Source organism: Carnobacterium sp. TMP28 (genome assembly GCF_047553015.1).
Lineage (GTDB): Bacteria > Bacillota > Bacilli > Lactobacillales > Carnobacteriaceae > Carnobacterium_A.
Map to the genome: position 1 here is coordinate 2,164,285 of NZ_CP180212.1, position 25,610 is coordinate 2,189,894.

Annotated in this window: 42 protein-coding genes and 1 pseudogene; 1 reads left to right on the top strand and 42 read right to left on the bottom strand. The window is 36.3% G+C overall.

Translation table 11 applies throughout. The features are described 5' to 3' along the window. Positions 1-165: 165 nt before the first annotated feature. The 5 genes from ACMHYH_RS10275 to ACMHYH_RS10295 form a co-directional block, all read right to left on the bottom strand. Positions 166-1,527, bottom strand: a complete 1,362-nt coding sequence (locus ACMHYH_RS10275) for a hypothetical protein (protein ID WP_414839309.1) — start codon at positions 1,525-1,527, stop codon at positions 166-168. Between the two features lie 50 nt (positions 1,528-1,577). Next, positions 1,578-2,123, bottom strand: a complete 546-nt coding sequence (locus ACMHYH_RS10280) for a hypothetical protein (protein WP_414839310.1) — start codon at positions 2,121-2,123, stop codon at positions 1,578-1,580. 759 nt (positions 2,124-2,882) lie between these two features. Beyond that, complete coding sequence (gene rpsI, locus ACMHYH_RS10285) at positions 2,883-2,966, bottom strand: 30S ribosomal protein S9 (RefSeq protein WP_414840389.1); 84 nt, start codon at positions 2,964-2,966, stop codon at positions 2,883-2,885. Positions 2,967-3,619: 653 nt separating this feature from the next. Next, positions 3,620-3,901: a hypothetical protein gene (locus ACMHYH_RS10290; RefSeq protein ID WP_414839311.1), complete on the bottom strand. Its 282-nt coding sequence runs from the start codon at positions 3,899-3,901 to the stop codon at positions 3,620-3,622. A 314-nt stretch (positions 3,902-4,215) separates the two neighbouring features. After that, on the bottom strand, positions 4,216-4,506 hold the full coding sequence (locus ACMHYH_RS10295) for a terminase small subunit (protein WP_414839312.1): 291 nt from the start codon (positions 4,504-4,506) through the stop codon (positions 4,216-4,218). 502 nt (positions 4,507-5,008) lie between these two features. Between ACMHYH_RS10295 and ACMHYH_RS10300 the strand changes: the two are divergent. Next, positions 5,009-5,209: pseudogene (locus tag ACMHYH_RS10300) on the top strand (tyrosine-type recombinase/integrase); the annotation flags it as partial. A 90-nt stretch (positions 5,210-5,299) separates the two neighbouring features. On the opposite strand, the gene rpsI (ACMHYH_RS10305) reads toward ACMHYH_RS10300, so the two are convergent. The 37 genes from rpsI (ACMHYH_RS10305) to rpsJ all read right to left on the bottom strand — a co-directional run bounded on the left by rpsI (ACMHYH_RS10305) (position 5,300) and on the right by rpsJ (position 25,230). Further along, positions 5,300-5,692: a 30S ribosomal protein S9 gene (gene rpsI / locus ACMHYH_RS10305; RefSeq protein WP_034551750.1), complete on the bottom strand. Its 393-nt coding sequence runs from the start codon at positions 5,690-5,692 to the stop codon at positions 5,300-5,302. A 13-nt stretch (positions 5,693-5,705) separates the two neighbouring features. Continuing rightward, positions 5,706-6,149 (bottom strand): 50S ribosomal protein L13, encoded by a 444-nt coding sequence (gene rplM, locus ACMHYH_RS10310; protein ID WP_085559030.1) that lies wholly within the window; start codon positions 6,147-6,149, stop codon positions 5,706-5,708. A 154-nt stretch (positions 6,150-6,303) separates the two neighbouring features. Then, the gene (locus ACMHYH_RS10315) at positions 6,304-6,774 is read right to left on the bottom strand and encodes a hypothetical protein (RefSeq protein WP_414839313.1); all 471 of its coding nucleotides are present in this window, start codon (positions 6,772-6,774) and stop codon (positions 6,304-6,306) included. Between the two features lie 96 nt (positions 6,775-6,870). Further along, the gene (locus tag ACMHYH_RS10320; RefSeq protein ID WP_414839314.1) at positions 6,871-7,356 is read right to left on the bottom strand and encodes an N-acetyltransferase family protein; all 486 of its coding nucleotides are present in this window, start codon (positions 7,354-7,356) and stop codon (positions 6,871-6,873) included. Then, complete coding sequence (truA, locus tag ACMHYH_RS10325) at positions 7,322-8,170, bottom strand: tRNA pseudouridine(38-40) synthase TruA (protein ID WP_414839315.1); 849 nt, start codon at positions 8,168-8,170, stop codon at positions 7,322-7,324. Before truA ends, ACMHYH_RS10320 begins: the two co-directional genes overlap by 35 nt. 86 nt (positions 8,171-8,256) lie before the next feature. Continuing rightward, positions 8,257-9,054 (bottom strand): energy-coupling factor transporter transmembrane component T family protein, encoded by a 798-nt coding sequence (locus ACMHYH_RS10330; RefSeq protein ID WP_414839316.1) that lies wholly within the window; start codon positions 9,052-9,054, stop codon positions 8,257-8,259. Then, positions 9,051-9,929: an energy-coupling factor ABC transporter ATP-binding protein gene (locus ACMHYH_RS10335; protein ID WP_414839317.1), complete on the bottom strand. Its 879-nt coding sequence runs from the start codon at positions 9,927-9,929 to the stop codon at positions 9,051-9,053. The genes ACMHYH_RS10330 and ACMHYH_RS10335 overlap by 4 nt, the downstream gene beginning before the upstream one ends. After that, entirely contained in the window at positions 9,905-10,744 is an 840-nt protein-coding gene (locus ACMHYH_RS10340; protein ID WP_414839318.1) for an energy-coupling factor ABC transporter ATP-binding protein, read from the bottom strand. Before ACMHYH_RS10340 ends, ACMHYH_RS10335 begins: the two co-directional genes overlap by 25 nt. Positions 10,745-11,139: 395 nt before the next feature. Further along, positions 11,140-11,520 carry a 50S ribosomal protein L17 gene (gene rplQ, locus ACMHYH_RS10345; protein ID WP_414839319.1) on the bottom strand — a complete coding sequence of 127 codons (381 nt, stop codon included), beginning with the start codon at positions 11,518-11,520 and terminating at the stop codon, positions 11,140-11,142. A 26-nt stretch (positions 11,521-11,546) separates the two neighbouring features. Further along, positions 11,547-12,491, bottom strand: a complete 945-nt coding sequence (locus ACMHYH_RS10350; protein ID WP_414839320.1) for a DNA-directed RNA polymerase subunit alpha — start codon at positions 12,489-12,491, stop codon at positions 11,547-11,549. Between the two features lie 73 nt (positions 12,492-12,564). Then, positions 12,565-12,951: a 30S ribosomal protein S11 gene (rpsK, locus tag ACMHYH_RS10355; RefSeq protein WP_414839321.1), complete on the bottom strand. Its 387-nt coding sequence runs from the start codon at positions 12,949-12,951 to the stop codon at positions 12,565-12,567. A 25-nt stretch (positions 12,952-12,976) separates the two neighbouring features. Beyond that, positions 12,977-13,342 carry a 30S ribosomal protein S13 gene (gene rpsM, locus ACMHYH_RS10360; protein WP_085559021.1) on the bottom strand — a complete coding sequence of 122 codons (366 nt, stop codon included), beginning with the start codon at positions 13,340-13,342 and terminating at the stop codon, positions 12,977-12,979. Between the two features lie 29 nt (positions 13,343-13,371). Further along, a complete protein-coding gene (gene rpmJ, locus ACMHYH_RS10365; protein ID WP_034551737.1) occupies positions 13,372-13,485 on the bottom strand; it encodes a 50S ribosomal protein L36 in 114 nt (37 codons plus the stop codon). A gap of 35 nt (positions 13,486-13,520) precedes the next feature. Further along, positions 13,521-13,739: a translation initiation factor IF-1 gene (gene infA / locus ACMHYH_RS10370; RefSeq protein WP_034551736.1), complete on the bottom strand. Its 219-nt coding sequence runs from the start codon at positions 13,737-13,739 to the stop codon at positions 13,521-13,523. A 267-nt stretch (positions 13,740-14,006) separates the two neighbouring features. After that, a complete protein-coding gene (locus ACMHYH_RS10375) occupies positions 14,007-14,660 on the bottom strand; it encodes an adenylate kinase (protein WP_414839322.1) in 654 nt (217 codons plus the stop codon). A gap of 59 nt (positions 14,661-14,719) precedes the next feature. Continuing rightward, on the bottom strand, positions 14,720-16,018 hold the full coding sequence (secY, locus tag ACMHYH_RS10380) for a preprotein translocase subunit SecY (protein WP_414839323.1): 1,299 nt from the start codon (positions 16,016-16,018) through the stop codon (positions 14,720-14,722). Further along, positions 16,018-16,458, bottom strand: a complete 441-nt coding sequence (gene rplO, locus ACMHYH_RS10385; RefSeq protein WP_414839324.1) for a 50S ribosomal protein L15 — start codon at positions 16,456-16,458, stop codon at positions 16,018-16,020. The genes secY and rplO overlap by 1 nt, the downstream gene beginning before the upstream one ends. A gap of 42 nt (positions 16,459-16,500) precedes the next feature. Continuing rightward, a complete protein-coding gene (gene rpmD, locus ACMHYH_RS10390) occupies positions 16,501-16,680 on the bottom strand; it encodes a 50S ribosomal protein L30 (RefSeq protein WP_414839325.1) in 180 nt (59 codons plus the stop codon). A 17-nt stretch (positions 16,681-16,697) separates the two neighbouring features. Further along, positions 16,698-17,198, bottom strand: coding sequence for a 30S ribosomal protein S5 (rpsE, locus tag ACMHYH_RS10395; protein WP_085559016.1), 501 nt, complete (start codon positions 17,196-17,198; stop codon positions 16,698-16,700). Between the two features lie 20 nt (positions 17,199-17,218). Continuing rightward, positions 17,219-17,578 carry a 50S ribosomal protein L18 gene (rplR, locus tag ACMHYH_RS10400; RefSeq protein ID WP_085559015.1) on the bottom strand — a complete coding sequence of 120 codons (360 nt, stop codon included), beginning with the start codon at positions 17,576-17,578 and terminating at the stop codon, positions 17,219-17,221. A gap of 53 nt (positions 17,579-17,631) precedes the next feature. Beyond that, a complete protein-coding gene (gene rplF, locus ACMHYH_RS10405) occupies positions 17,632-18,168 on the bottom strand; it encodes a 50S ribosomal protein L6 (RefSeq protein ID WP_414839326.1) in 537 nt (178 codons plus the stop codon). Between the two features lie 31 nt (positions 18,169-18,199). After that, positions 18,200-18,598, bottom strand: coding sequence for a 30S ribosomal protein S8 (gene rpsH, locus ACMHYH_RS10410; RefSeq protein WP_085559013.1), 399 nt, complete (start codon positions 18,596-18,598; stop codon positions 18,200-18,202). A gap of 32 nt (positions 18,599-18,630) precedes the next feature. Beyond that, on the bottom strand, positions 18,631-18,816 hold the full coding sequence (locus tag ACMHYH_RS10415; protein ID WP_071130224.1) for a type Z 30S ribosomal protein S14: 186 nt from the start codon (positions 18,814-18,816) through the stop codon (positions 18,631-18,633). Between the two features lie 18 nt (positions 18,817-18,834). Then, positions 18,835-19,374 (bottom strand): 50S ribosomal protein L5, encoded by a 540-nt coding sequence (gene rplE / locus ACMHYH_RS10420; protein ID WP_085559011.1) that lies wholly within the window; start codon positions 19,372-19,374, stop codon positions 18,835-18,837. Positions 19,375-19,400: 26 nt separating this feature from the next. Further along, positions 19,401-19,712, bottom strand: coding sequence for a 50S ribosomal protein L24 (gene rplX / locus ACMHYH_RS10425; RefSeq protein WP_085559010.1), 312 nt, complete (start codon positions 19,710-19,712; stop codon positions 19,401-19,403). A gap of 36 nt (positions 19,713-19,748) precedes the next feature. Then, a complete protein-coding gene (rplN, locus tag ACMHYH_RS10430) occupies positions 19,749-20,117 on the bottom strand; it encodes a 50S ribosomal protein L14 (RefSeq protein ID WP_085559009.1) in 369 nt (122 codons plus the stop codon). 52 nt (positions 20,118-20,169) lie between these two features. Then, positions 20,170-20,436 (bottom strand): 30S ribosomal protein S17, encoded by a 267-nt coding sequence (gene rpsQ, locus ACMHYH_RS10435; protein WP_085559008.1) that lies wholly within the window; start codon positions 20,434-20,436, stop codon positions 20,170-20,172. 27 nt (positions 20,437-20,463) lie between these two features. Further along, complete coding sequence (rpmC, locus tag ACMHYH_RS10440; RefSeq protein ID WP_034551718.1) at positions 20,464-20,658, bottom strand: 50S ribosomal protein L29; 195 nt, start codon at positions 20,656-20,658, stop codon at positions 20,464-20,466. Then, positions 20,648-21,082, bottom strand: a complete 435-nt coding sequence (gene rplP / locus ACMHYH_RS10445) for a 50S ribosomal protein L16 (RefSeq protein WP_414839327.1) — start codon at positions 21,080-21,082, stop codon at positions 20,648-20,650. Before rplP ends, rpmC begins: the two co-directional genes overlap by 11 nt. A gap of 2 nt (positions 21,083-21,084) precedes the next feature. After that, positions 21,085-21,741 (bottom strand): 30S ribosomal protein S3, encoded by a 657-nt coding sequence (gene rpsC, locus ACMHYH_RS10450; RefSeq protein WP_414839328.1) that lies wholly within the window; start codon positions 21,739-21,741, stop codon positions 21,085-21,087. A gap of 3 nt (positions 21,742-21,744) precedes the next feature. Then, on the bottom strand, positions 21,745-22,101 hold the full coding sequence (rplV, locus tag ACMHYH_RS10455) for a 50S ribosomal protein L22 (protein WP_414839329.1): 357 nt from the start codon (positions 22,099-22,101) through the stop codon (positions 21,745-21,747). A 20-nt stretch (positions 22,102-22,121) separates the two neighbouring features. Continuing rightward, positions 22,122-22,400 carry a 30S ribosomal protein S19 gene (gene rpsS, locus ACMHYH_RS10460; RefSeq protein WP_085559004.1) on the bottom strand — a complete coding sequence of 93 codons (279 nt, stop codon included), beginning with the start codon at positions 22,398-22,400 and terminating at the stop codon, positions 22,122-22,124. Between the two features lie 54 nt (positions 22,401-22,454). Next, the gene (gene rplB, locus ACMHYH_RS10465; protein WP_414839330.1) at positions 22,455-23,288 is read right to left on the bottom strand and encodes a 50S ribosomal protein L2; all 834 of its coding nucleotides are present in this window, start codon (positions 23,286-23,288) and stop codon (positions 22,455-22,457) included. A gap of 36 nt (positions 23,289-23,324) precedes the next feature. Further along, positions 23,325-23,609, bottom strand: a complete 285-nt coding sequence (gene rplW, locus ACMHYH_RS10470) for a 50S ribosomal protein L23 (RefSeq protein WP_414839331.1) — start codon at positions 23,607-23,609, stop codon at positions 23,325-23,327. Next, positions 23,609-24,232, bottom strand: a complete 624-nt coding sequence (rplD, locus tag ACMHYH_RS10475; protein ID WP_414839332.1) for a 50S ribosomal protein L4 — start codon at positions 24,230-24,232, stop codon at positions 23,609-23,611. Before rplD ends, rplW begins: the two co-directional genes overlap by 1 nt. A gap of 25 nt (positions 24,233-24,257) precedes the next feature. Beyond that, on the bottom strand, positions 24,258-24,893 hold the full coding sequence (rplC, locus tag ACMHYH_RS10480) for a 50S ribosomal protein L3 (protein ID WP_414839333.1): 636 nt from the start codon (positions 24,891-24,893) through the stop codon (positions 24,258-24,260). Positions 24,894-24,921: 28 nt separating this feature from the next. Continuing rightward, positions 24,922-25,230, bottom strand: coding sequence for a 30S ribosomal protein S10 (gene rpsJ, locus ACMHYH_RS10485; protein ID WP_034551705.1), 309 nt, complete (start codon positions 25,228-25,230; stop codon positions 24,922-24,924). Positions 25,231-25,610 lie beyond the last annotated feature (380 nt).

A 25,610-nucleotide genomic window follows, 5' to 3' on the forward strand; every position in this document is an offset into this window, starting at 1 on the left:
TTCCCATCTGTAAACAGGCAAGTTAGAAGCGTTGGCTACTTCATCCTATTTTTTTAATATAACTACAATCAAAAAAGAGAATTGCTATTGAACAATTCTCTTTAGCGCACATAAGCAATGCTATCATTTTTTACTACTTTATTTAAATTTAACTACTTTTATCGATTATATCTCTTCATATAATCTATCAATCTCATCAATTTCCTTTTTTAATCTATCAGATATCTCAGTTTCAATAAATTCTTGTTTTATTTTTTCAATAAATCTAATATCCATAAACAAATGTGCGACTGTATTAAGTAACATACCAATATCAAGATTTTTAGGATTTGATGTGATTTTTGCGTTTATTATTGTACTAGTAGATGCAATTGAGTTTGAAATTAATAAAATTTTCCTTGTTCTAACTTCATATAGATCTTTTAGTTCGTCTTCTTTACGGAAAAAACCATGGACCAAGGAAATTATTGTATCAAAAATTCTCGATACCATCAATGAAGATCCTACAACCTTCAAATCTCTGGCTAAACATATTGCATCGTAATTTTTCTTATAAAGTTTACTAGCGAGTATCTCGTTAACACTTGATAGTATAGGAATTGGGAGGCCAATTTTTGTATACTCATCAGATTTTAGATGTTGTGCTTGAGCAAAGATTGCTGCTGGTAAATTTAAGGGGTCATCTTTTATCCATTCATAACTTTCTTCAAATAGTAATCCTATAGGAACAACTTCATTTGTAATTTTCATAGGATTTCTCATTATCCTATACGATTTAAAGGTATTAAGAGTAATAACATCCGTTAAAATATTCATTGTACCAAAGACCCATCCTAAAACAGGATCATGCCCGAGAGTATACATTCTATGGTATGCACCTCCCATATTAATAGTCAAATCTTTTGATCCTTTTGTTATATCGTATGCAGGGGTTTGATATAAAATATTAATCCAATGACCTGCTTCATGTTTTTTTAATTTCTTGTCACGAAAATCAGAATTAGATTTCCGATGTGCTTGCTCAATAGATTTGTCATTATGGTTTAATCTCTCAGATTTATCAAAACTTTCTCCATAATGAAATTTCTCTGCGACATGAGGAAAAATTAAACTTTTTGAGACTTGTATTGCTACAGCAATAGCAAGAAAAGATAAATCGGTCTTATTAGTAATCGTTGTCTTTCTAGAAAACAGTCGGTTAATCTCATCTAATTCTTGGAATGCTTCTTTAATTTCACTTTCGGATACGATATCTTCTATAACTACTGCCGTTGAGATGGACTCATTTGCCTGATTTACGATCTTATCCCATTCCTCCAGAATAGGTCGATTTTTTAGTTTTTTATCTTTTTTTGTAATTTCTAAAGATAACTCTTCAATAGAGGCAGCCTTTCCAAGCGAATATAACAACTCCATAGAAGCAGATATATTCATATCTGCTTTCTTTTTAGTCAAAGATAGATCTGAATCCTCAAGAAATGATTTAGATATGTCTTGATTCATTTTCAAAACTTTATTTAAATCCATTTCTTCACCAGAATATTTGAACCTACTCACTTCAACTCTCTCCCATCCTATTAAGCGCCCAAGTCTTGTTTCAAATCTTTGATAGCAGATTGTAATAGAATATTTAATCCAGTTAAATAATCAATTCTGTCTTTATCCGCATTTTTTTCTGTATCTAATGCTTTAAGAATAGCACTTTGCTTAGCGATAGCATTTTTATAGATCAATTCTTTTGCTTCACGTAATTTTTTATTCTTAAAATGTGATGCCATCCCCATACTAGCACCACCTAATATAACAGCAGGAGCAGCTAATACAGCAATTCCAGCAACCATTCCACCACCAATTAATGAACCTGCTGCTGCTAAACCACTCGTAATTCCAGCTGCACTAAGGCCGACAACTGAACCGCCTAAATAAAGACTTGCAAATCCAACACCTGCTCCGGTACTAACTCCAATCGCCCCTGCCAATGCTTCTCCTATTGGTGAGTCTTTTATCTTTCTAGTTTTTTCTTTAAGTGCCTCATCAGCATCAATAATAACATTTTCTACTGTTTTTAATGAATCTTGGCTTTGAAAATTCATGTTTTTCTTAGACTTAACATATTCTCCCATTCATAATTCCTCCTTTATTGTATTTAATATCTATCACTAAAAACATTTAGTTTTACATCTTATTTTGACTACTATCTTTAAGGGTTACCTACTTTATTTGAGTACGATTAAGTTATCTGTTATGTATTGTTTAGCTCAATACTATCTTTATACAAGACATATTACAATCGTTTTTCATATTTATATGCTTTTTCCAATAACTACTCGATATGTACTGTATTTCTACTTTATATTTAATTTTGTCACATCTTTTATTGTAACAAAAGAATAGACATTTGCTGAAGTTAGAATGGCTACAACGAATCATAAAAGAGATTCTTCCAATAGTTGTATTAGACTACTATCATTTGCTTTACAATTCTAAACTATGCCTTTCAACAAATGATGAAAATTTTCCAAATGATTCTAAATTAATATTGACCAAAGAGTTTATACACACAACTAATTTCATAAAAGTACTGAAAAAAACTAATTGTTAAAGATAATTACTTATATTATGAGCATAATACTTATTTATCAAAATTAATTGTAGAGTATAAGGCGGATTATTTTGCTGGTATCTTATTAAAAAAGCTAATTTTCTAAAGTGTTTTAGACGAATAGATTTTCTAAAAATATGAATCACTCAAGTACTTAGATAGATAAAATAATTTTAATCAGTTTTACAAAAAAGTATGACCTCAATAATATATTCTAATAAATAAAAAAACATCTTCCAAATAAATGGAAGATGTTTTGAAACGTTGATATAATAACGAATTAACGTTTTGAGAATTGTGAAGCTTTACGAGCTTTTTTCAAACCTGGTTTCTTACTCAAGTAGTTCCTAGTGATTTCTAGCAACTAACTAACCCTTGTTAATGAGGTTAAAACCACTTCTTTAACTACCACAAATACCCGTTGCTTAATTTAGAACGTAGTCAAAAATATTCCACGCTAAGGATAAAGAAGAAACAATTTCATCATATTCATTTCTAATATATCAACTACTATTTTTTTACTAGAGATGTTAACAGAACGCTAGTACTTAAATCCAATTTAATGCTTCCTTATTCGATAGAATCATATCATTTTCTACATCAAAAAGATCTCTCCAAAATTGGGGAGGTCTTTCGTTAGCTTATTAGATACTCTGAAATCTGAGCTTATCGTATCATATCAAATCTATATAATCCTAAATTAATAATCATCCAAGTGGATTTTCCCTTCGGCTGAACTAGGCGGGAAATTCCGCTCATTATAAGTTTTTAGGTCATTGTACTACATGAGTGTATTAAGTCTCTCCAATTTTGGGCACCCCGTCATTTGGGGTCTCCTCAAAATTGAGGTAAAGCCATTAAACATCTCGGAAAAACTTCCGACATCTATTATTATTTAAACATCTAGGAAAAATTCCCCACATCTTTTATCATTTTGAAATAGGCTAAAAATCCCGCTTGTTACAAGATGTAAGCTAACCGAACAAATCGTTATCATCTAGTGATGCTTATTTTTAATTATCGGTAACTTACATACAGATCAAATGAATCTCGTTCCATTTGGCCACTCTCAATATCACCTTGATATTCCTTAATTTTATTTAGGATTCTTTCTTCGGATGATTCATCCAAGACTAGAACTTGTAGTGCTGAATTGTCTATTAAAAAGTATCCATCGTTCGTTTCTGATAATACTTTTAATAAAACATGTATCTTTTCTTCAAAAACATCTGAATTTAAAATATTCCCAGGGGTTTCTTCATAAATAACGTTCAATAAAGCTTCCAACGTCGTCTTCATTCTTCAATCACTCCTAATATTCCTTTATTGAGAATAACACTTACACTATTTTATTCGGTTCTATAATACTCTGCTATTATAGCAAACGAACCAATATGTTAAATCTCTGTAAATATAAAAAATTGAAAAGATAGTTACACTAATTTTTAGTCTTCAAGATCGTCTTCACCTACAAATACTACTTGTTGGGTTACGTACACTTCTTTCTTATCCATCCACATGGCGTAACGTTTCCCGAGGAGCTCAAGAGCTTTATTTCTATCACTATTCTTTGCAGGCAATGAGATTATTTCTGAATACTCATTGTATACAAGTTATTTTTTCTCTGTATTAGGATTTTTTATAAACTCGCTAACTTTAATCACTACATCTTTGTATCCTTCAGCTTGTCCACTCTCTATTTCTGATAGCATTACAAGTATTTGTTTTTGAGTAAGTATCTTTTCATCTTGCAACTCTTCCATTCTAGCCTCTATGTACTCTGAGACCTTAACATTCTTTAACAATCTACTCTCTGTCGACTCCGCTATTCTCTTACTATAACCACCTTTAACTGCTGATTCAGTAGCATTTAAACAGATGATGTGCTCATTTTTGTCTCTCATTCATACTCCCCATAAGCACCACTCCTCTCATGCTGATTTTGCGAAAAAAATTAATGCAACAGTACCTGCAGTTAGTAATTAGGAAAATGGTAGAAATTTGTCCAATAGTGAACGATTAAAAGAAATTGCTGATCTAGATAATTTGACTGACAACGAGCTGCTGTACGGCTCATCACGATCTCACTTAGTTTCAATAATAAAAGAAATTATCAAAACTAAATACAGCCTTGTTGTTAATGATGAAATTGCTGATTACTTCTTTAATTCATTCCCTATAGAAATTACCGATAATCCTTATTAGTACAACCCAGAGTCTTTATTTAGAGAACAAAAATATTTATTTGACAACTTTTTGTTAAATGAACCTATATATAACAAATGAGCGCTAGTTGAATATTCCATAATTTCATTAATGAAATTTTTGATTATATTATAAAAGAAATAGATCAGTCTATCCAGAGTATATCTAATAAATATGAGTCATGGGAAGATGATTAAAACTTACAATCTGAAAAAAATAACTGTTCATGGTTTCAGACACACACACTGCAGCTTACTATTTGAAGCTGGTGCATCAATAAAGGAAGTTCAAGATAGACTTGGCCATACTGATATACAAACTACCATGAACATTTATACGCATGTTACTGAAAAAGCTAAGGAAGAAACAGCTCAAAAATTTGCTTCATATGTCAATTTTTAAAAGAAACGTAGTCAAAAGTGTATTCAACGTAACAAAAAAAGCACCTCTCGAGTAACCGAGAAGTGCTTGAAACGTTGATATAATAACGAATTAACGTTTTGAGAATTGTGAAGCTTTACGAGCTTTTTTCAAACCTGGTTTCTTACGTTCAACCATACGTGGGTCACGTGTTAACAGGCCTGCAGCTTTTAAAGGAGCACGGAAATCTGGATCTACTTGTAGTAACGCGCGAGCGATACCGTGACGTGTAGCGCCAGCTTGTCCAGTGTATCCACCGCCATTTACGTTAACGTGAATGTCATAGTTTTCCATTGTTTCTGTAACTGCTAAAGGTTGTTTAACGATTACATAAAGATATGGGAAAGGCATGTATTCAGTAATGTCTTTTTTGTTCATGATGATTTTACCAGTTCCGGGTACTAAACGTACGCGAGCTGTTGAGTTTTTACGACGGCCTGTGCCGGTATATTGTACTTGTGCCAAAGAATTTCCCTCCTTAAATTAGGTTAGTAATGTCTAATACTTCTGGTTGTTGTGCTTGATGAGTATGTTCTGTACCAGCGTAAACATGTAATTTCATGCCTTGTGCACGGCCTAAAGTGTTTTTAGGTAACATGCCTTTAACTGACATTTCAATCAATTTACGTGGGTTATTAGAGCGTAATTCTCCAGCTGAGACTTGCTTTATGCCACCAATGAAGCCAGTGTGGTGATAGTAAATTTTGTCCGTTGCTTTTTTACCAGTTAATTTGATTTTTTCTGCATTAATAACAATCACAAAGTCACCAGTGTCAATGTGGGGTGTGAAAGTTGGTTTATTTTTACCGCGTAGAATAGATGCTACTACAGTAGACAAACGTCCCATTGGGATATCAGTTGCGTCTACCACATACCATTTACGTTCTACTTCGCTAGGTTTAGCCATATAAGTTGTACGCACGTTTTATTCCTCCATATTCTTATCTGTTTGTTTGAAGCACAATATAAGTTTCCGGGGCTCATTATGTGGTGGCAAACAATACCATCTAACATTTTATCGTTTTAAAAGATAAATGTCAATGTTTTCAGACGATTTTTTTATTTTTATTTTCAGCTTACTTTATTTTTTCATTTAATACTAATTTATCTGCTTTTAGATCGATTACTTTTAACCAGCTATTATTTTTTACAAAAATAGTTTTATAGACTTGTTCGTTATCTTTTGAAAATAACATCACGCGTGTTCCTTGATTATCTGTTAACAGTCGGCTTTCATAAACAGATAAATCAAGAGTGTTTTTAGCGTATTCTAGTTCTTCGTATTGGCTAATGTCTGTTACTAGTTCAGCGCTAGCTGCTTCTTCTTCACTGACAGGCGCCGTGTCTTTATCCTCTTCGCTAGATGATTCCATTCCTGCTGAACTTTCAACAGCCATGCTTTCTGATGAAGCACTTTCTGTCATAACTTCCTCACTCGATTGAGCAGCGGAATCTGAAGATTCTACCACTGGTTCGTCGGCTGTTTGCGTACTGCAACCTCCTAAAATAAATGCTGTTGCAAAAAATACGATTACTTTGTTATTCATTTTTTTCTCCTTTGAAATTATATTTTGTCTATTTTCTTAAGTACTAACTGTGATATAGATACAATTATCCTAGTAGTGTAACAAAAATAACTTTATTCACAAAATAAAAGCCATCAAAATAACATCAACGTATCGATTATTCAACCAAAATTCTTGTTTTAGTATCCCTTCAACAACAAACCCGTTCTTTTGATAAAATCGGATAGCTCGTTGGTTGGTTCCCATCACACGAAGGCTTAACTTATGGATCCCTTGTTCTTTTGCTTCTTTTTTTAAACCCTCTACTAATTTTTTTCCTACACCGTTGCTTTGCATTGATGGGTCTACACCTATATCAATCAACCAAGTCCGTTTATGGGCCTCTAGGTGCGTGGATGGATGAAAGCCGATAAATCCAACTGCTTTACCTTTTAACTCATCAAAGGCCACTAAATGGGTTCCAACAGGGAAACGTTTCTTATACTCTTCAGGTGAAGAGTATGTGGTTACTTGTGGTGTATTTCTTTCATTCCATAATTGGTTTTCGATTGCAATTAAATCGGGATAATCAGACCATTGACTGTGTCGTATCTGAATTGTCATTTACTCTCTCCGTTCTATCAACTAGTAGCGTTTCAAAAGTTGTCCCTTTTGTCGCTTTTTCATCGTCATAAAAAACTTCAACTAAATACAATCCCTGTGGTGAAGCCGTTGGGCCAGCTTGACGACGATCTTTAACATCTAATAAGCGCTTCATATCATCAGCAGGCCTTCTGCCATTTGCTATTTGGAGTAGTGTACCAATAAAAATACGAACCATGTTGTATAAGAAGCCATTTCCTCTAAATGTAAAAACCAATTCCCCGTTTTCTTTATCCTCTATCACACTTGCCTCATACACGGTTCTGATTTTATTTTCACGGCCGCTATTCGTTGCACAAAAACTAGAAAAGTCATGGGTCCCTTCGATATCTTTTAAGGCTCGTTCTAAAACGGGTAAATTAATTGGGTATTCATGGTGTTTTGCATATAATCGTTTAAATGGATTCGTATTTTCACTTGTGTCCACTCGGTAGATGTATTTTTTACCCTTTGCGAGATACCTTGCATGAAAATCCGAGTCGACCATTTCAACGTGATACACTTTAATTTCATCAGTTGTTAGACTATTCATCGCTCGTTGCATATTTTCAACTGGCATAGGAAAGGGATAGTCAAAATGAATCACTTGTCCCAATGCATGCACACCTGAATCGGTTCTACCTGAGCCATGTATTTTAACCTCTATTCCTTTAGTCATGATTTTTAAAACTCTTTGGATCTCACCTTGAACCGTTCGGCCCTTATCTTGAATTTGGAAACCATTAAAATTCGTTCCATCGTACTGAATCATAATTTTATACCGCTTTTTTTCCATTATATCAGACTCCTAGAGATTTAATTTTCATTATAAAACAGAAAAAGACTGTTCGATTGATTATTGAACAAGTCTTTCTCCTTCCTTTATTTTCTTAAAAATAGTAAACCAATCGTTAAAAGAGCATAGGCAATGATAACAACTGTATCGCGCGTTTCCCATTTCAACAACCGGTATTTGCTTCGGCCTTCGCCACCTTGATACCCACGAGCTTCCATGGCTGTTGCAAGCTCTTCAGCTCGGTTAAACGAACTCACAAATAAAGGGATGAGTAACGGTACAATTGCCTTCATTTGCTGAAATATGTTGCCTTCCCCAAAATCTACTCCTCGTGCACGTTGCGCGTTCATTATTTTTTCTGTCTCGTCCATTAACGTAGGAACAAAACGTAAAGCAATAGATAACATTAATGCAATCTCATAAACAGGTACCTTCACCGCTAATAAAGGACGCAATAAGAACTCAATAGCGTCTGTAAGCGAAAGAGGCATCGTTGTTAACGTTAGCAACGTCGACATGAAGATGATTAGCACAAAGCGACAAAAGATGTAGACGCCGTTTAAAATGCCCTCTTGAGATACCGTGATTGGGCCCCATGAAAAGTAAATCGTTCCTCCACCTGTAAATAATACTTGTAAAATAACCGTGAATAAAATTAACCAAATAAGTGGTTTAACCCCGTTAATAAAAAAGCTCAATTTTATTTTAGAGAGAAAAATTACAGCTAGTGTAAAAAGAAATAATAGCGCATATGATTGCCAATTATTCGCTAAAAAGATAATGCCGATAAAAAACATACTACCCATTAACTTGGCTCTTGGGTCTAATTTATGAATAAGAGAGTCTCCAGGAATGTAACGACCAAAAATTAGTTTCTCCATCATTGAACTTCACCTACTTTTAAAGCTTTTACGCGCTCAGCAATTAAATCAGCCAGTTCTGTAGCTGTCAGCGCAGACTGAGTGTTCAAGACGCCTAATTTGGTATCTAATCGGTTACTAAAAGATACCGCAGCTGGTACGCCTAATTGTTTTGACTTCAGCCATGCTTCTTCTTGAAAAATTTCGCGCGGCGTGCCTTCTTTAATAACCGTACCTTTTTCTAGAATGATCATATGATCTGCATAATCTGCAACGTCATCCATTAAGTGTGTCACTAAAACAATCGTTAAACCTTTATCTTTGTGCAAACGATAAAACATATCCATCATTTCTCTGCGTCCTTGTGGATCTAGACCAGCAGTTGGTTCATCTAAAACAAGTATAGCCGGCTCCATTGCTAAAACACCTGCAATTGCAACTCGACGCATCTGTCCACCAGATAAATCAAACGGTGAACGCTCCATAAAGCTTTCGTCCAAACCGACTAAAGGAAGCATCTTTCTAGCTAATTTCGTTGCTTCTTCATCAGAAGCACCGAAGTTTTTTGGACCAAAAGCAATATCTTTTGCAACCGTTTCTTCAAAGAGCTGTGCTTCTGGGAATTGAAAAACAATACCCACTTGTTTACGAATAGATTTAAGATTTTTATTACTTGTTTCTGTCGTAATCACTCTTTCTCCTATTGTTACCGTGCCCTCTGAAGGTTTCATTAGAGCATTTAAGTGTTGTAAAACAGTGGATTTCCCACTACCTGTATGGCCTACTAGAGCGGTAAAACTGCCTTCTTTGATAATCATATCAATATCGTATAGAGCCCGATTTTCAAAAGGTGTACCTTTTTGATAAGTATAGCCTACTTTGTCGAAAATAATGTCCATAGCCAGTCCACCATCCCTTCTTCAGTCAGATAATTTGCCGGTACGTCAATTCCGCGTTCTTTTAAAGACAGTTTTAACTTTTCTGGAAAAGGTAAGTCTAATCCCATCTCGATTAACTTTTCACCAGACATAAAAATTTCCTCTGGTGTACCTTCTTGAATCAATTCTCCGTCTTTAATAACCATAATTCGATTAGCATTAGCAGCTTCGTCAATATCATGAGTAATCGAAATAACCGTTAAATTAGCTTTTTCTTTAATCGCTTTGACTGTGGATAAAACTTCTTGACGTCCTTGTGGATCTAGCATACTTGTAGCTTCATCTAAAATAATAATGGCTGGGCGTAAAGCAACTACGCCAGCAATAGCTGCACGTTGTTTTTGTCCTCCAGATAGCCTTGCTGGTTCTTTTTCTATAAATTCAGTCATTTTTACGCGTTCAATTGCATCGATGACACGTTCAATCATCTCTTCTCTTGGAATGCCTTGATTTTCTAATCCAAATGCGATATCATCTTGCACAGTAGAGCCAACAAATTGATTATCAGGATTTTGAAAAACCATTCCAACTAATTTTCTAATCTCCCAAATATTTTGTTCACTCAAAATTAATCCACCAACCGTTACTTCACCTTGATTAGGTGCAATTAGCCCATTAATTGTTTTAGCTAAAGTGGATTTTCCAGAACCGTTATGGCCAATAATAGCTACCCATTCTCCCGCCTCAATAGAAAGTGAAATATTATTTAAAGCAGGCTTATCATCCGTTGTATGGTACTGATACGAAATATTTTTTAACGTTATAATTTTATCCATTGAACATTCCTCACGTTCTTATTAATTTGGGGTCTCTATAAGACTATCAAAAAAGTAACTTTCACGCAATAAATCATATTGCCCCATTTTATCTTCATAAGTATAGTATACTCTTTTATTTTTATATACTAAAACAGGCAACAAATAAATGGACAACCCCATTTATTTGTTGCCTGTTTTAAGACAAAAAAAATCACTTTCATCGATGAATTTACCTCTCTTAGATGAAACCCATTTTCATCTAAGAGAAGTTTCGAGCTAGACTTGGAGAAACCTAAATGGCTTTCCATCATCGTAACACTCTTTACATACATCAAAAAAGTAAACTTGTTTGAATGTTGTATAATTAAGAATCACTGTTTATACTGACTTAAGTCAAAAAACGATGTCTGAAATTAAACTAATTCAATAATAACCATTGGTGCAGCATCGCCGCGACGTGGTTCTGTTTTCATAATACGTGTATATCCGCCTTGACGCTCAGCGTAACGAGGTGCGATATCACTAAATAATTTTTGTAATACAGATTGGACAACAACAGTATCGTCTTCTTCTTTAATAGCTGCTACTTCATTACGAACGAAGGCTGCTGCTTGACGGCGTGCATGTAAGTCGCCTTTTTTGCCTAAAGTAATCATTTTTTCAGTTGTTTTGCGAACTTCTTTAGCGCGAGCTTCAGTTGTTACAATACGTTCGTTAATGATTAAATCAGATGTTAAATCACGTAACATTGCTTTACGTTGTGAGCTTGTACGGCCTAATTTACGGTAACCCATTTTGATTTTCCTCCCTTGTTACAGTACTAATCGTCTTGGCGTAAATTTAAATTGAGTTCAGCTAATTTGTACTTAACTTCTTCAAGTGATTTACGTCCTAGATTGCGTACTTTAATCATTTCAGCTTCAGACTTGTCAGTCAATTCTTGAACAGAATTAATACCAGCACGTTTCAAACAGTTGTATGAACGTACAGATAGATCTAGTTCTTCGATTGTCATTTCAAGCATTTTTTCTTTATGCGTCTCTTCTTTTTCTACCATAATTTCAGCCTTACGAGCTTCATCTGTTAGATTTACAAAGATATTTAAGTGTTCTGTCATAATTTTAGCTGCAAGACTAACAGCTTCTTCAGGACTAATGGAACCATCTGCCCAAACATCAAGTGTTAATTTGTCAAAAATATCTTTCTGACCCACTCGTGCGTTTTCTACTTGGTAGTTTACACGACTAACTGGGGTGTAAATCGAATCGACAGGTAATACACCAATAGGCATATCATCTTGTTTATTGTGTTCAGCTCTTGCGTAACCTCTACCTGTTTTAGCTGTCATGCGTACGTGGAAGCGTGCGCCTTCTGCTACTGTACAAATGTACAAATCGGGATTTAGTATTTCAACATCGCTATCATAAATGATATCGGCTGCTGTTACAACTGCTGGACCTTTTACATCGATTTCAATCGTTTTATCTTCACCAGAATATAACTTGAGTGCAAGTTTTTTTACGTTCAAAATAATTGACGTTACATCTTCAAGAACACCATCAATAGCTGAAAATTCATGTAAAATACCATCGATTTGAATAGTGGTTACTGCTGCTCCCGGTAGTGAAGACAACAAGATACGACGTAGAGAATTCCCTAACGTAGTTCCATAACCGCGTTCAAGTGGCTCTACAACGAATTTGCCAAATTTAGCATCATCGCTGATCTCAATCGTTTCGATTCTTGGCTTTTCAATTTCGATCATTCTATCTATACCCCTTTCAAAACGTGAAGTTCATGTTACCGAGTGCAAAACTAAAAAATGAAGTAGCTCTCAATTATACACGACGGCGTTTAGGAGGGCGGCATCCATTATGAGGAATAGGTGTTACGTCACGAATAGCAGTAACTTCTAAACCAGTTGCTTGTAGAGAACGGATAGCTGCTTCACGACCTGAACCAGGACCTTTAACGGCTACTTCTACAGTTTTCATACCATTTTCCATACAAACTTTTGCTGCAGTTTCTGCTGCCATTTGTGCTGCAAATGGTGTTGATTTTTTTGATCCACGGAAACCTAGAGCTCCAGCAGATGACCATGCAACAGCGTTACCATGAACATCAGTGATCATTACAATTGTGTTATTAAAAGTAGAACGAATGTGAGCAACCCCACTTTCGATATTCTTTTTCACACGGCGTTTACGTACAACTTTTTTTACCATGAAGGTTGACCTCCTTACTTAATTATTATTTTTTCTTACCTGCGATTGATTTAGATGGGCCTTTACGAGTACGTGCGTTGTTCTTCGTGTTTTGTCCGCGAACGGGTAAACCACGACGGTGACGCATACCTCTGTATGAACCAATTTCAAGCAAACGTTTAATATTTTGGCTTACTTCACGACGAAGGTCACCCTCAATTTTCAACTTATCAATTTCTGCACGAATAGCATCTAATTGATCATTTGTTAAATTGATTACACGAATTTCTTCAGAAACGTCAGCAGCTTTTAAAACTTTTTGAGCTGTTGTTTTACCGATTCCGAATATATATGTTAAAGAAATTACTACACGTTTGTCACGTGGAATATCTACACCAGCAATACGAGCCATTTAATTACACCTCCTGTTAATTTAACTGATTAACCTTGACGTTGTTTGTGTTTAGGATTCTCACAAATCACCATAACACGACCATTACGTCGGATAACTTTACATTTATCACAAATTTTCTTAACTGATGGTCTTACTTTCATGAATTATACCTCCTATTTTAATTGACGGAGTACAATTATTTAAAGCGATAAGTAATGCGACCACGGGTTAGATCATATGGGGACAATTCAACTGTTACTTTGTCTCCAGGCAGAATTCTAATGTAGTGCATCCGAATTTTCCCTGAAACATGTGCCAATACAATATGGCCATTTTCAAGTTCAACTTTAAACATTGCATTCGGCAAAGTTTCAACGACTGTTCCTTCTATTTCAATGACATCGTCTTTCGCCACGCCTCGTACCTCCTTAAAAGTGTTTCGCATTTTAAACGCGATAAACAGTGAGCGCATTAGCCCTCACTTTTCTGTTTCATCTTAACCTATTAATTATATCACAACATAACAGCATTGAGAAATCAACATCTGGCACATTATACCATAAAATTAATACAGTAACAAGTTTGCTGCAGACTATCGCTATGCTTATTTCTGCTAACCACTCTAATGCGAGATATTGTTCAAAACGTCTCAAAACTAGTCTCAATCAAGTAAGTGTTGATTTTATTCAACAGTAGAAATGATTGTTTGAATATCTTTGAACACATCTTGGAAATCATCTTCACCATTAACGGTATGCAAGACATTGCGTTTTGAATAAAAGTCTACAAGAGTAGTTGTAGATTCAAGATTAACATTTATTCGGTTTTCAACGGTTTCAGGCTTATCGTCTTCTCTTTGATAGAATTCATGTTTACCACAACGATCACACGTACCTTCAACCTTTGGAGGGTTGTAGACTTTATGATAAGTTGCACCACATGAACGACAGATAATTCTTCCAGTTAAACGTTCCATTAAAATGTTTTTATTTACATTAATGTAAATAACAGCATCTAACTTCTTGTTTAAATCCTTTAAAATACCTTCTAAAACATTCGCTTGGTTAAGCGTTCTTGGATAACCATCTAATAAAAAGCCGTCTTTTGTATCTGATTCAGCTAAACGTTCTTTTACAATCCCGTTTGTCACTTCATCAGGAACTAATTCGCCTTTGTCCATAAATGTTTTTGCTTCTATTCCTAAGGCAGTTTCATTTTTGATAGCAGCACGAAACATATCACCGGTTGAAATATGTGGCACATGATATGTGTCAACAATTTTCTCAGCTTGTGTTCCTTTTCCTGCACCCGGAAGACCTACTAAAATGAGATTCATCATTTTCCCTCCTACTAATGTAAGAATTGGTGCTGAGGATAATCCCCAACACGTTCTTCTTATTGTATAAAGCCTTGGTAACTTCTTTTGATCATTTGACCTTCTAATTGTCTAACTGAATCTAATGCAACACCGACTACGATTAATAGACTGGTTCCACCTAGCGCTAGAGAAGAAGGTAAATCCCATAAATTGGAAGCGATAATCGGAAGCAATGCAATTACTCCTAAGTAAATAGCACCTACTGTACTCAAGTTCGTTAACGTTCTTGAGATAAAGTTTTGTGTTGGTTTACCAGGACGCACGCTTGGAATATAACCACCTTGTTTTTGTAAATTTTCAGCTACTTTTTCTGGATTCACTTGAATGAATGCATAGAAGTAAGTGAATAGCACAATCAACAATGTATACAAAGCTGCACCAATTGGTTCTTTCAAGTCAAAAATCGTGTTTAAAACGTTAAACCACGAAGCATCAATATTGCTCTGTCTAAGAAACCCTAATAATGTTTGTGGTGTTGTAATAAACGAACTTGCAAAGATAACCGGAATAACTCCAGCCGAGTTTACTTTTAAAGGCAAAAACGAACTTTGGTTGCTACCAGTTGCTCGTTTTGAGTACTGTACAGGAATTTTACGTTTAGCATTTTCGATATAAATAACTACAATCACTACTGCAGCAATGGCAATCAATAAAGCTACTGTAAACAAAATGGCTACTGTAAGTTCATCTCCTGCATTGCGGATTTGAGTGTTGTAATAGGTTACAACGTCTGATGGTATCTTTGCAATGATACCTGAAAAGATAATCATTGATGTTCCGTTACCAAAACCCTTAACCGTAATTTGTTCACCCATCCACATAACCAACATTGTTCCAGCAGTAAGGATAAGTGCAATAGAAAGATAAGTAGACATACTAGGATCTTTGATTAACCCAGTACCTGTAAGAGCATTAAATCCAAAAGAAATTCCTATCGCTTGAACAAAAGCTAAAACGATTGTGACATATCTTGTTACTTGGTTTAATTTCCGACGTCCTACTTCACCTTGTTTTGCCCATTCCACAAACTTAGGAATAATGTCCATTTGTAGCAGTTGAATAACGATTGAGGCCGTGATATATGGAGAAACACCTAGTGCAAAAATAGAATAGCTGCTTAGCGCTCCACCACCAAAGGTATTTAATAAGCTGAAAAGGCCATTTGACGAATCAGCAAGACCTTTTAAAGCTGACGCATCTACGCCAGGAACCGTTAAATGAGTTCCTATGCGAAAGATAACTAAAATACCAAGAGTAAATAGAATTTTTTTCCTGATGTCCTTTGCTTGAAAAGCATCCTTCAACAGTGTGAACATTAAATCACCTCGATTGAACCACCAGCAGCTTCAATAGCTTCTTTAGCTGCTTGAGAGAATTTGCTTGCCTTAACAGTTAGTTTACGTTCAACTTGGCCGTTACCCAAAACTTTAATCCCAGATTTTTCAGCTTTAATGATACCAGATTCGACCAACAATGCTGGTGTTACTTCTGTACCATCTTCAAAACGGTTTAATGTTTCAAGATTGACAATTGCATATTCTTTGCGGTTGATGTTCGTAAATCCACGTTTTGGTAAACGACGGAACAATGGTGTTTGTCCACCTTCGAACCCTAGACGTACGCCACCACCTGAACGTGAGTTTTGTCCTTTTTGACCACGACCTGAAGTTTTACCATTGCCTGATGAAGATCCACGACCAACGCGATTGCGTTCTTTACGAGAACCTTCGGCAGATTTTAATTCATGAAGTTTCATATAGATTGGGCACCTCCTTCAATAAAAGATTTCGTTCTTTTTTTAGACTTCTTTAACGTCAACTAAATGTGAAATTGTTTTTACCATACCTAGAATAGCTTCATTGGCAGGCTTTACTACAGAACTATTAGTTTTTCTCAAACCTAAAGCTTTTACTGTATCACGTTGGTTTTGAGGACGTCCGATAACGCTACGTTTTAAAGTGATTTCTAAATTAGCCATTTCTTATTGTCCTCCTTTTATCCTAGAATTTCTTCTACAGATTTATTGCGAAGTCTTGCAACTTCTTCAACGCGTTTTAATTGCATTAAACCGTCAACTGTTGCACGAACCATATTAATTGGTGTGCTTGAGCCTAAAGATTTACTTGTAATGTCTGATACTCCAGCAAGTTCTAAGATTGCACGGACAGGTCCGCCAGCAGATACTCCAGAACCTTCTTTAGCAGGTTTCATTAAAATGTTACCGCCACTGTAGCGTCCGATAACTTGATGAGGAATCGTAGTGTCTACCATAGGCACTTGAATAAGATTCTTTTTAGCGTCTTCAATTGCTTTACGGATAGCTTCTGGAACTTCTTGAGCTTTACCAGTACCGAAACCTACGTGTCCGTTTTTATCTCCTACAACAACTAATGCAGCAAAGCGTAGACGACGTCCACCTTTTACAACTTTAGTTACGCGGTTGATAGAAACAACGCGATCTTCTAAGTCCAATTGTGTTGGATCGATGTAAACCATGTGTGGTATTCCTCCTTTTTTTAAAATTCTAGTCCATTTTCGCGAGCAGCTTCAGCTAAAGCTTGCACACGGCCATGGTAAAGGTATCCACCACGGTCAAAGACTACTTTTTTAATTCCTTTTTCAACGGCTGATTTAGCTATTGTTTCCCCAACAACTGTTGCTTGGTTCACTTTAGTTTCGCCTGAAATATCTTTGTTGTCGAATGAAGATGCACTTGCTAGCGTTACACCCGCTACGTCATCAATTAATTGAGCGTAGATATTTTTATTAGAACGAAAAACGTTTAAACGTGGGCACTCTGCAGTACCAGAAATTTTTGAACGTACACGTGAATGTCTCTTCAAACGTACTTTGTTTTTGTCTGGTTTATTAATCACAATTGTCACCTCTTTTTCTTTTTTGTTAGTTTTAAGCAGCTAAGTAATGAAAATTACTTACCTGTTTTACCTTCTTTACGACGTACGACTTCGCCAACATAACGAATTCCTTTGCCTTTATAAGGTTCTGGTGGACGGATAGCACGAATATTCGCAGCTAATTCGCCAACGCGTTCTTTATTTGATCCTTTAATGATAACTTTAGTATTCGCAGGGACTTCAACTGTCAGTCCTTCTTCAATATCGAATTCTACAGGATGAGAGTAACCAACGTTCATTACAAGTTTATTGCCTTGTAATTGTGCACGGTACCCTACACCAATTAATTCTAAAGCTTTTTCAAAACCTACAGTTACTCCAACAATCATGTTGTTTAGGTTAGCACGCATTGTTCCGTGCATTGCACGATTTTCTTTCAAGTCGTTTGGACGTGAAAAAGAAATATCGTTACCATCTACAGTCATTGTAATAACAGGGCTGAAAGAGCGTGTCAACTCACCTTTTGGTCCTTTAACAGTAACTTCATTCTCATTACGAGTAACAGTTACGTTTTCAGGGACAGTGATTACTTTATTACCGATACGGCTCACAGCTGTGCACCTCCTTGTTTATTTATCTATATTACCAAATGTAAGCTAAGATTTCTCCGCCGACATTTTTAGATCTAGCTTCTTTATCTGTGAATACACCTTCAGAAGTTGATACGATTGCAATACCTAGTCCATTAAGAACTTTAGGCACTTCACCAGATTTAGCGTAAACACGCAAACCAGGTTTTGAAATACGTTTCAATCCAGTGATAACACGTTCGTTGTTTTTTCCGTATTTTAAGAAAACGCGGATAACACCTTGTTTGTCATCTTCCATGTACTCAACATTTTTGATAAAACCTTCACGTTTTAAAATTTCAGCAATATCTTTTTTAATTTTTGAAGCAGGCAATTCTAATGATTCGTGACGTGCCATATTGGCATTACGAATGCGAGTTAGAAAATCTGCGATTGGATCTGTCATGACCATTTGTTTTTAGCCTCCTTTATGCAAGTATCGTCTTACCAGCTTGCTTTCTTCACGCCGGGAATTTGTCCTTTATAGGCAAGTTCGCGGAAGCAAATACGGCAAAGTCTAAATTTACGATAAACTGAGTGTGGACGTCCACAACGTTCGCAACGAGTGTACTCTTGAGTTGAGTGTTTTGCAGGACGTTTGTTCTTAGCAATCATTGATTTTTTAGCCACGTAGTTCGCCTCCTTTTTTTATTTTTGGAATGGCATTCCAAGTTGTGTTAAAAGTTCGCGTGATTCTTCATCTGTTTTAGCAGTTGTTACAATAACAATATCCATTCCGCGGACTTTGTCTACTTTGTCGTAGTCAACTTCTAAGAAGATTAATTGTTCTTTAACTCCTAAAGTGTAGTTCCCACGTCCGTCGAAAGCTTTTTTGCTTACGCCATGGAAGTCACGTACACGAGGAAGAGAAACAGTAACTAATTTGTCTAAGAAATCATACATTCTTTCTCCACGTAAAGTAACTTTAGTACCGATCGGCATACCTTCACGTAAACGGAAAGCAGCGATTGATTTTTTAGCTTTAGTAATCATTGGTTTTTGTCCAGAAATAGCAGTTAATTCTTCAACAGCTTTGTCTAGGTTTTTAGCGTTTGATACGGCATCACCGACACCCATGTTAATAATAATTTTATCAACTTTTGGAGTTTCCATAATTGATTTGTAATCAAATTTTTCCATCATAGATGGTGTAATTTCATTCGTATATTTTTCTTTAAGGCGGTTCATTCGGATTGTCCCTCCTTCCTTATAGTTTATTTATCTAAAACTTCACCAGTTTTTTTAGAAATACGTACTTTTTTACCATCTTCAACTTTATAACCAACGCGTGTTGGCTCGCCTGTTGAAGCGTCAATTAGCATAACGTTTGAAACGTGAACTGGAGCTTCCATTTCAATAATGCCGCCTTGTGGGTTCAATTGACTAGGTTTTTGGTGTTTTTTCACCATGTTAATTGATTCAACAATTACTTGATCTTTTTTAGGGAAAGCTTTTAAAATAATGCCTTCTTTTCCTTTATCTTTACCAGTAATTACTTTAACTTTATCGCCTGATTTGATGTACATGTTTTCTTGCACCTCCTTATAGTGGATGGTTGAATATTATAAAACTTCTGGTGCTAACGAAATGATTTTCATGAAATTGTTCTCACGTAGTTCACGTGCAACAGGTCCAAAGATACGTGTTCCACGCGGACTTTTATCGTCACGAATGATTACGCAAGCATTTTCGTCAAATTTGATGTAAGAACCATCTGCACGACGAGCGCCAGTTTTGGTACGAACAATAACAGCTTTAACAACTTCACCTTTTTTGACAACGCCGCCTGGTGTAGCATTCTTCACGCTACAAACGATTACGTCACCAATATTAGCTACTTTACGGCCTGAACCGCCAAGTACTTTAATAGCTAGCACTTCACGTGCTCCTGAATTATCTGCAACTTTTAAACGGGATTCTGATTGGATCACAATAGTATCCTCCTTTCGGATTTAAAAACTGACTTCTTATCTTTAAAGTCAATTAGATAATAACTGATTCTTGTACAACTTCTAATAAACGGAAATGTTTAGTAGCAGATAATGGACGAGTTTCCATGATTTTTACGATATCGCCAATTTTGGCTACGTTGTTTTCATCATGTGCTTTATATTTTTTAGAGTATTTAACACGTTTACCATATTTACTATGTCTTTTTTGAGTTTCTGTTACGACAACAATTGTCTTATCCATCTTATCTGAAAGAACACGGCCCTGATAAACTTTACGTTGATTACGTTCTTCATTCATTGCTTGGTAACCTCCTTTGCTAGTCAACTATTTTTGTAACTCAGCTTGACGTAACGCAGTTTTAATGCGTGCAATCGATTTGCGAACTTCACTTAAACGAGAAGTATTTTCTAATTGACCTGTTGCTAATTGGAATCGTAAGTTGAACAGTTCAGATTTATATTCTTTCTCTTTTTCAACCATTTCAGCAGTGGATAACTCTTTAAGTTCATTAGCCTTCATTCGATTCACCACCAATTTCTGTACGTTTTACAATTTTCGTTTTTACGGGTAATTTGTGAGAAGCTAAACGTAATGCTTCACGAGCTACTTCTTCAGATACGCCGCCAACTTCAAACATGATTTTTCCACGTTTAACTGGTGCTACCCATCCTTCAGGAGCTCCTTTACCGGAACCCATACGTACTCCGATTGCTTTAGACGTGTATGATTTATGAGGGAAAATTTTAATCCATACTTTCCCACCACGTTTCATATAACGTGTCATTGCTATACGTGCTGCTTCGATCTGGCGGTTAGTAATCCATTGTGAATCAACAGCTTGTAAGCCGTATTCTCCAAAAGAAACTTCTTTTCCACCCTTAGCTTCGCCACGCATTTTACCTCTAAATTCACGACGGAATTTTACGCGTTTAGGTACTAACATGATTATTTCCCTCCTTTCTCAGCGTTCTTTTTTGTTGGAAGAATTTCTCCACGGTAAATCCAGACTTTAACGCCTAATTTACCATAAGTAGTATCTGCTTCTTCCCATGCGTAGTCGATATCGGCACGCAGTGTGTGTAATGGAACTGATCCTTCAGAGTGAGTTTCGCTACGAGCGATATCTGCACCATTTAAACGACCTGAAACCATTGTTTTGATTCCTTTAGCGCCAGAACGCATTGTGCGTTGGATGGCTTGTTTTTGAGCACGACGGAAAGCAACACGGCTCTCTAGTTGAGTAGTAATACCTTCTGCAACTAATTTAGCATCTAAGTCAGGGTTTTTAATTTCCACGATGTTGATGTGGACACGTTTGCCTGTAAGCTCGTTTAATTTTTTGCGTAGAGAATCAACTTCTGAACCACCTTTACCGATAACCATGCCCGGTTTAGCAGTATGAAGTGAAACATTTACACGATTAGCAGCACGTTCGATTTCAATTTGAGAAATTGAAGCGTCACTAAGTTTTTTAGCAATGTATTCACGGATACGTAGATCTTCATGTAAATAGTTAGCATATTCTTTTTCTGCATACCATTTAGCATCCCAATCACGGATGATGCCTACACGTAAGCCCGTTGGATTAATTTTTTGACCCACAGATTATCCCTCCTTTTTCTCTGATACCACTACTGTAATATGGCTTGTGCGTTTTAAGATTGGTGCTGCTGAACCTTTTGCACGAGGACGGAAACGTTTCATCGTTGCGCCTTCGTTAACGTAAGCTTCGCTAACTACCAAGTTTTCTACGTCTAAATCGTAGTTGTGTTCTGCATTCGCTATAGCTGACATTAGCACTTTTTCAACTACTGGTGATGCCCCGCGTGGAGTGAATTTCAAAATTGAAATAGCTTCTCCAACACTTTTTCCTCTAATAAGATCGACAACTAGACGAACTTTACGAGGTGCAATACGAACAGTTTTTGCTGTAGCTTTAGCTTCTGTAATTTGTTCTTGCATGAGTATACCTCCCCTCGATATTAACGTCTAGTTCTTTTATCATCCGCAGCGTGACCGCGGTATGTTCTTGTTGGTGCGAATTCGCCTAATTTGTGTCCGACCATGTCTTCTTGTACATAAACAGGAACATGCTTGCGTCCATCATAGACAGCAATTGTGTATCCTACGAAACTTGGGAAAATTGTTGAACGACGAGACCAAGTTTTAACAACTGATTTCTTTTCGCTTTTAGCTAATGCGTCCATTTTTTTCATCAAGTGATCATCTACAAAAGGTCCTTTTTTAAGACTACGACCCATGTTTGGACCTCCTTTCCGCTAGTAGTAAATCAGCTTTAAGCTGATTTACTCAAATTATTTTTTCTTGCGTCTACGAACAATAAATTTATCTGATTGAGCTTTTTTATTACGAGTTTTCAATCCAAGAGCAGGCTTGCCCCATGGAGTTAATGGACCGGCATGTCCGATTGGAGCTTTACCTTCACCACCACCGTGTGGGTGATCATTCGGGTTCATTACTGATCCACGAACAGTTGAGCGTTTGCCTAACCAACGTGAACGACCAGCTTTACCAATATTAATTAATTCGTGTTGCTCATTACCAACTGAACCAATTGTTGCGCGACAAGTTGACAAGATCATACGAACTTCGCCTGAGTTTAAACGAACCAATACGTACTTGCCTTCTTTACCTAACACTTGTGCGTTAGTTCCAGCTGAACGTACTAATTGTCCACCTTTTCCAGGTTTTAACTCAATGTTGTGAATAACAGTACCGACAGGAATGTTTGCTAAAGGCAATGCATTACCAATCTTGATATCTGCTTCTTCTCCAGAATATAGGTGTTGTCCAACTTCTATTCCTTTTGGTGCAATGATATACGTTTTAATTCCATCTGTGTATTGCACTAATGCAATGTTTGCAGAACGGTTTGGATCGTATTCGATTGTTTTAACAATTCCCATGACATTGTCTTTGTTACGTTTAAAGTCAATCACACGGTAATTGCGTTTATGGCCACCACCGCGGTGACGGACAGTAATTTTACCATCGTTGTTACGACCAGCATTTCTCTTCTTTGGCTCCAACAAAGTCTTTTCAGGTGTTGTTGAAGTAATTTCAGCGAAATCTGAACCAGTCATATTACGACGACCGTTTGTAGTAGGTTTATACTTTCTAATCGCCACGTGTTTTCCCTCCTGAATATTATTTCGAAGCTTTAATTACGCTTCAAAAAATTGGATTTCTTTAGAATCAGCTGTTAATGATACAATTGCTTTACGACGTTTTTTCGTATAGCCAGCAAATTTACCTTGACGCTTTAACTTTCCGCGTACGTTCATAATATTTACTTTTCTAACTTTAACGTCAAAAATCTCTTCAATTGCTTTTTTTACTTCTGTTTTACTAGCGCGAACATCTACTTCAAAAGTAAATTTTTTGTCCTCTTGAGCTACCATTGAAGCTTCAGTGATAACCGGGCGCTTGATTACGTCTTGTGCATCCATTATTGAAGAACCTCCTCTACCTTAGTAAGAGCAGTTTGTGTCAAAATCATTTTGTTATGAGATACAACATCCAATACACTAATGTTGTCAGTTGCTACTACTGTAACACCTGGAAGATTACGTGCTGATAACATTGTAAAATCATTACCGTCTTCAACAACTACTAATACTTTTGTATCAACGTTTAGATTTTTTAACACTTGTGCAAACTCTTTAGTTTTTGGTGCATCAAAGTTCAATGCGTCAACAATGATCAAATCTTGTTCAATTACTTTAGTAGAAAGAACAGATTTAATTGCTAAACGACGAACTTTTTTAGGAAGTTTGTAGCTGTATGAACGTGGAGTTGGTCCGAAGACAATTCCACCACCACGCCAGATAGGAGATCTAGTTGACCCTGCACGGGCACGACCAGTTCCTTTTTGACGCCATGGTTTACGTCCACCACCGGAGACTGCGCTACGGTTTTTCACTGCATGATTTCCTTGTCTTAATGAAGCACGTTGCATGATGATTGCATCAAATACAACATTTTCGTTTGGTTCGATACCGAAGATAGCGTCGTTTAAAGTAACTTCACCATTTTGAGTACCATCTTGTTTGTATAATGCTAATTTTGGCATTCCTTGTTCCTCCTCTCTTAGTTAATTATTTAGCTACTTTTTCAAAAGCAGATTTAATTTGGATTAAGGATTTTTTAGCTCCTGGTACATTACCTTTAATAAGGATAACATTTTTTTCTACGTCTACGCGTACAACTTCAAGGTTTTGAATTGTTATACGGTTTCCGCCCATACGTCCAGGTAATAATGTTTGTTTAAATACGCGCGCTGCGTTAGCGTCACCCAATGAACCAGGACGACGGTGGTGACGGGATCCGTGAGACATTGGTCCACGACTATGTCCGTGACGTTTGATAACGCCTTGGAATCCTTTACCTTTTGTTGTCCCCGTAACGTTAACGATGTCTCCAGCTTTGAAACTATCAACACGAATTTCTTTACCCACTTCGTATTCACTAAGCTCAACATCGTCAAATTCACGAATGAAGCGCTTAGGAGCAGTATTTGCTTTTGCTACATGTCCTTTTGCAGGTTTGTTTGATAATACTTCGCGTTTGTCTTGGTAACCCAATTGAACAGCTTCGTATCCATCATTTTCCATTGTTTTAACTTGTAAAACAACGTTTGGTGTTGCTTCGATAACTGTTACAGGGATTAATTCGCCTGATTCAGTAAACACTTGTGTCATTCCTACTTTTTTGCCTAAGATTCCTTTGGTCATGAGTACACCTCCATTTTTTTAGTTTTTATTAAAGTTTGATTTCGATATCTACGCCTGACGGTAGATCAAGTTTTGTTAACGCGTCAACAGTTTTAGGTGTTGGATTGATAATATCAATCACACGTTTGTGTGTAAGCATTTCAAATTGCTCACGAGAATCTTTATATTTATGAGTCGCACGAATCACAGTATAAAGGCTTCTTTCTGTCGGTAATGGAATTGGACCAGACACGCTAGCACCAGTTCTTTTTGCTGTTTCTACAATCTTCTCCGCTGATTGATCTAAAATGCGATGTTCATACGCTTTTAGACGGATACGAATTTTTTGTTTTGCCATCATTTTCCCTCCTTCGCCTAGTCTTAGAAATTAGACTTTGCTCCACGAAAATTTTCCGATACACTCGCCGTGGCAAAGCGGCCGGGTGTGTCGCAACCTCTCGTTTCATAGCCGTTGGTTTTCTTTCGAAATACCCAGTACGATTTCTTTGATGAAATCTGCACCTGTCCAATTATACAAGATGTATCTTTATTTTTCAAGACTTTTTTTATTTATTTTACTATTTTTTGATGTTCTACTAAAACATCTTAATTATCTATAACATTTCTTACTATAGTAGAAGTTGTCTCTCTAGTATAAAAAGCTACGATAAGATTTTGCCAACGTCTCTTATCCTAACTCATATTCCCTTATTTGTCTACTTAAACGATCTTATTTTT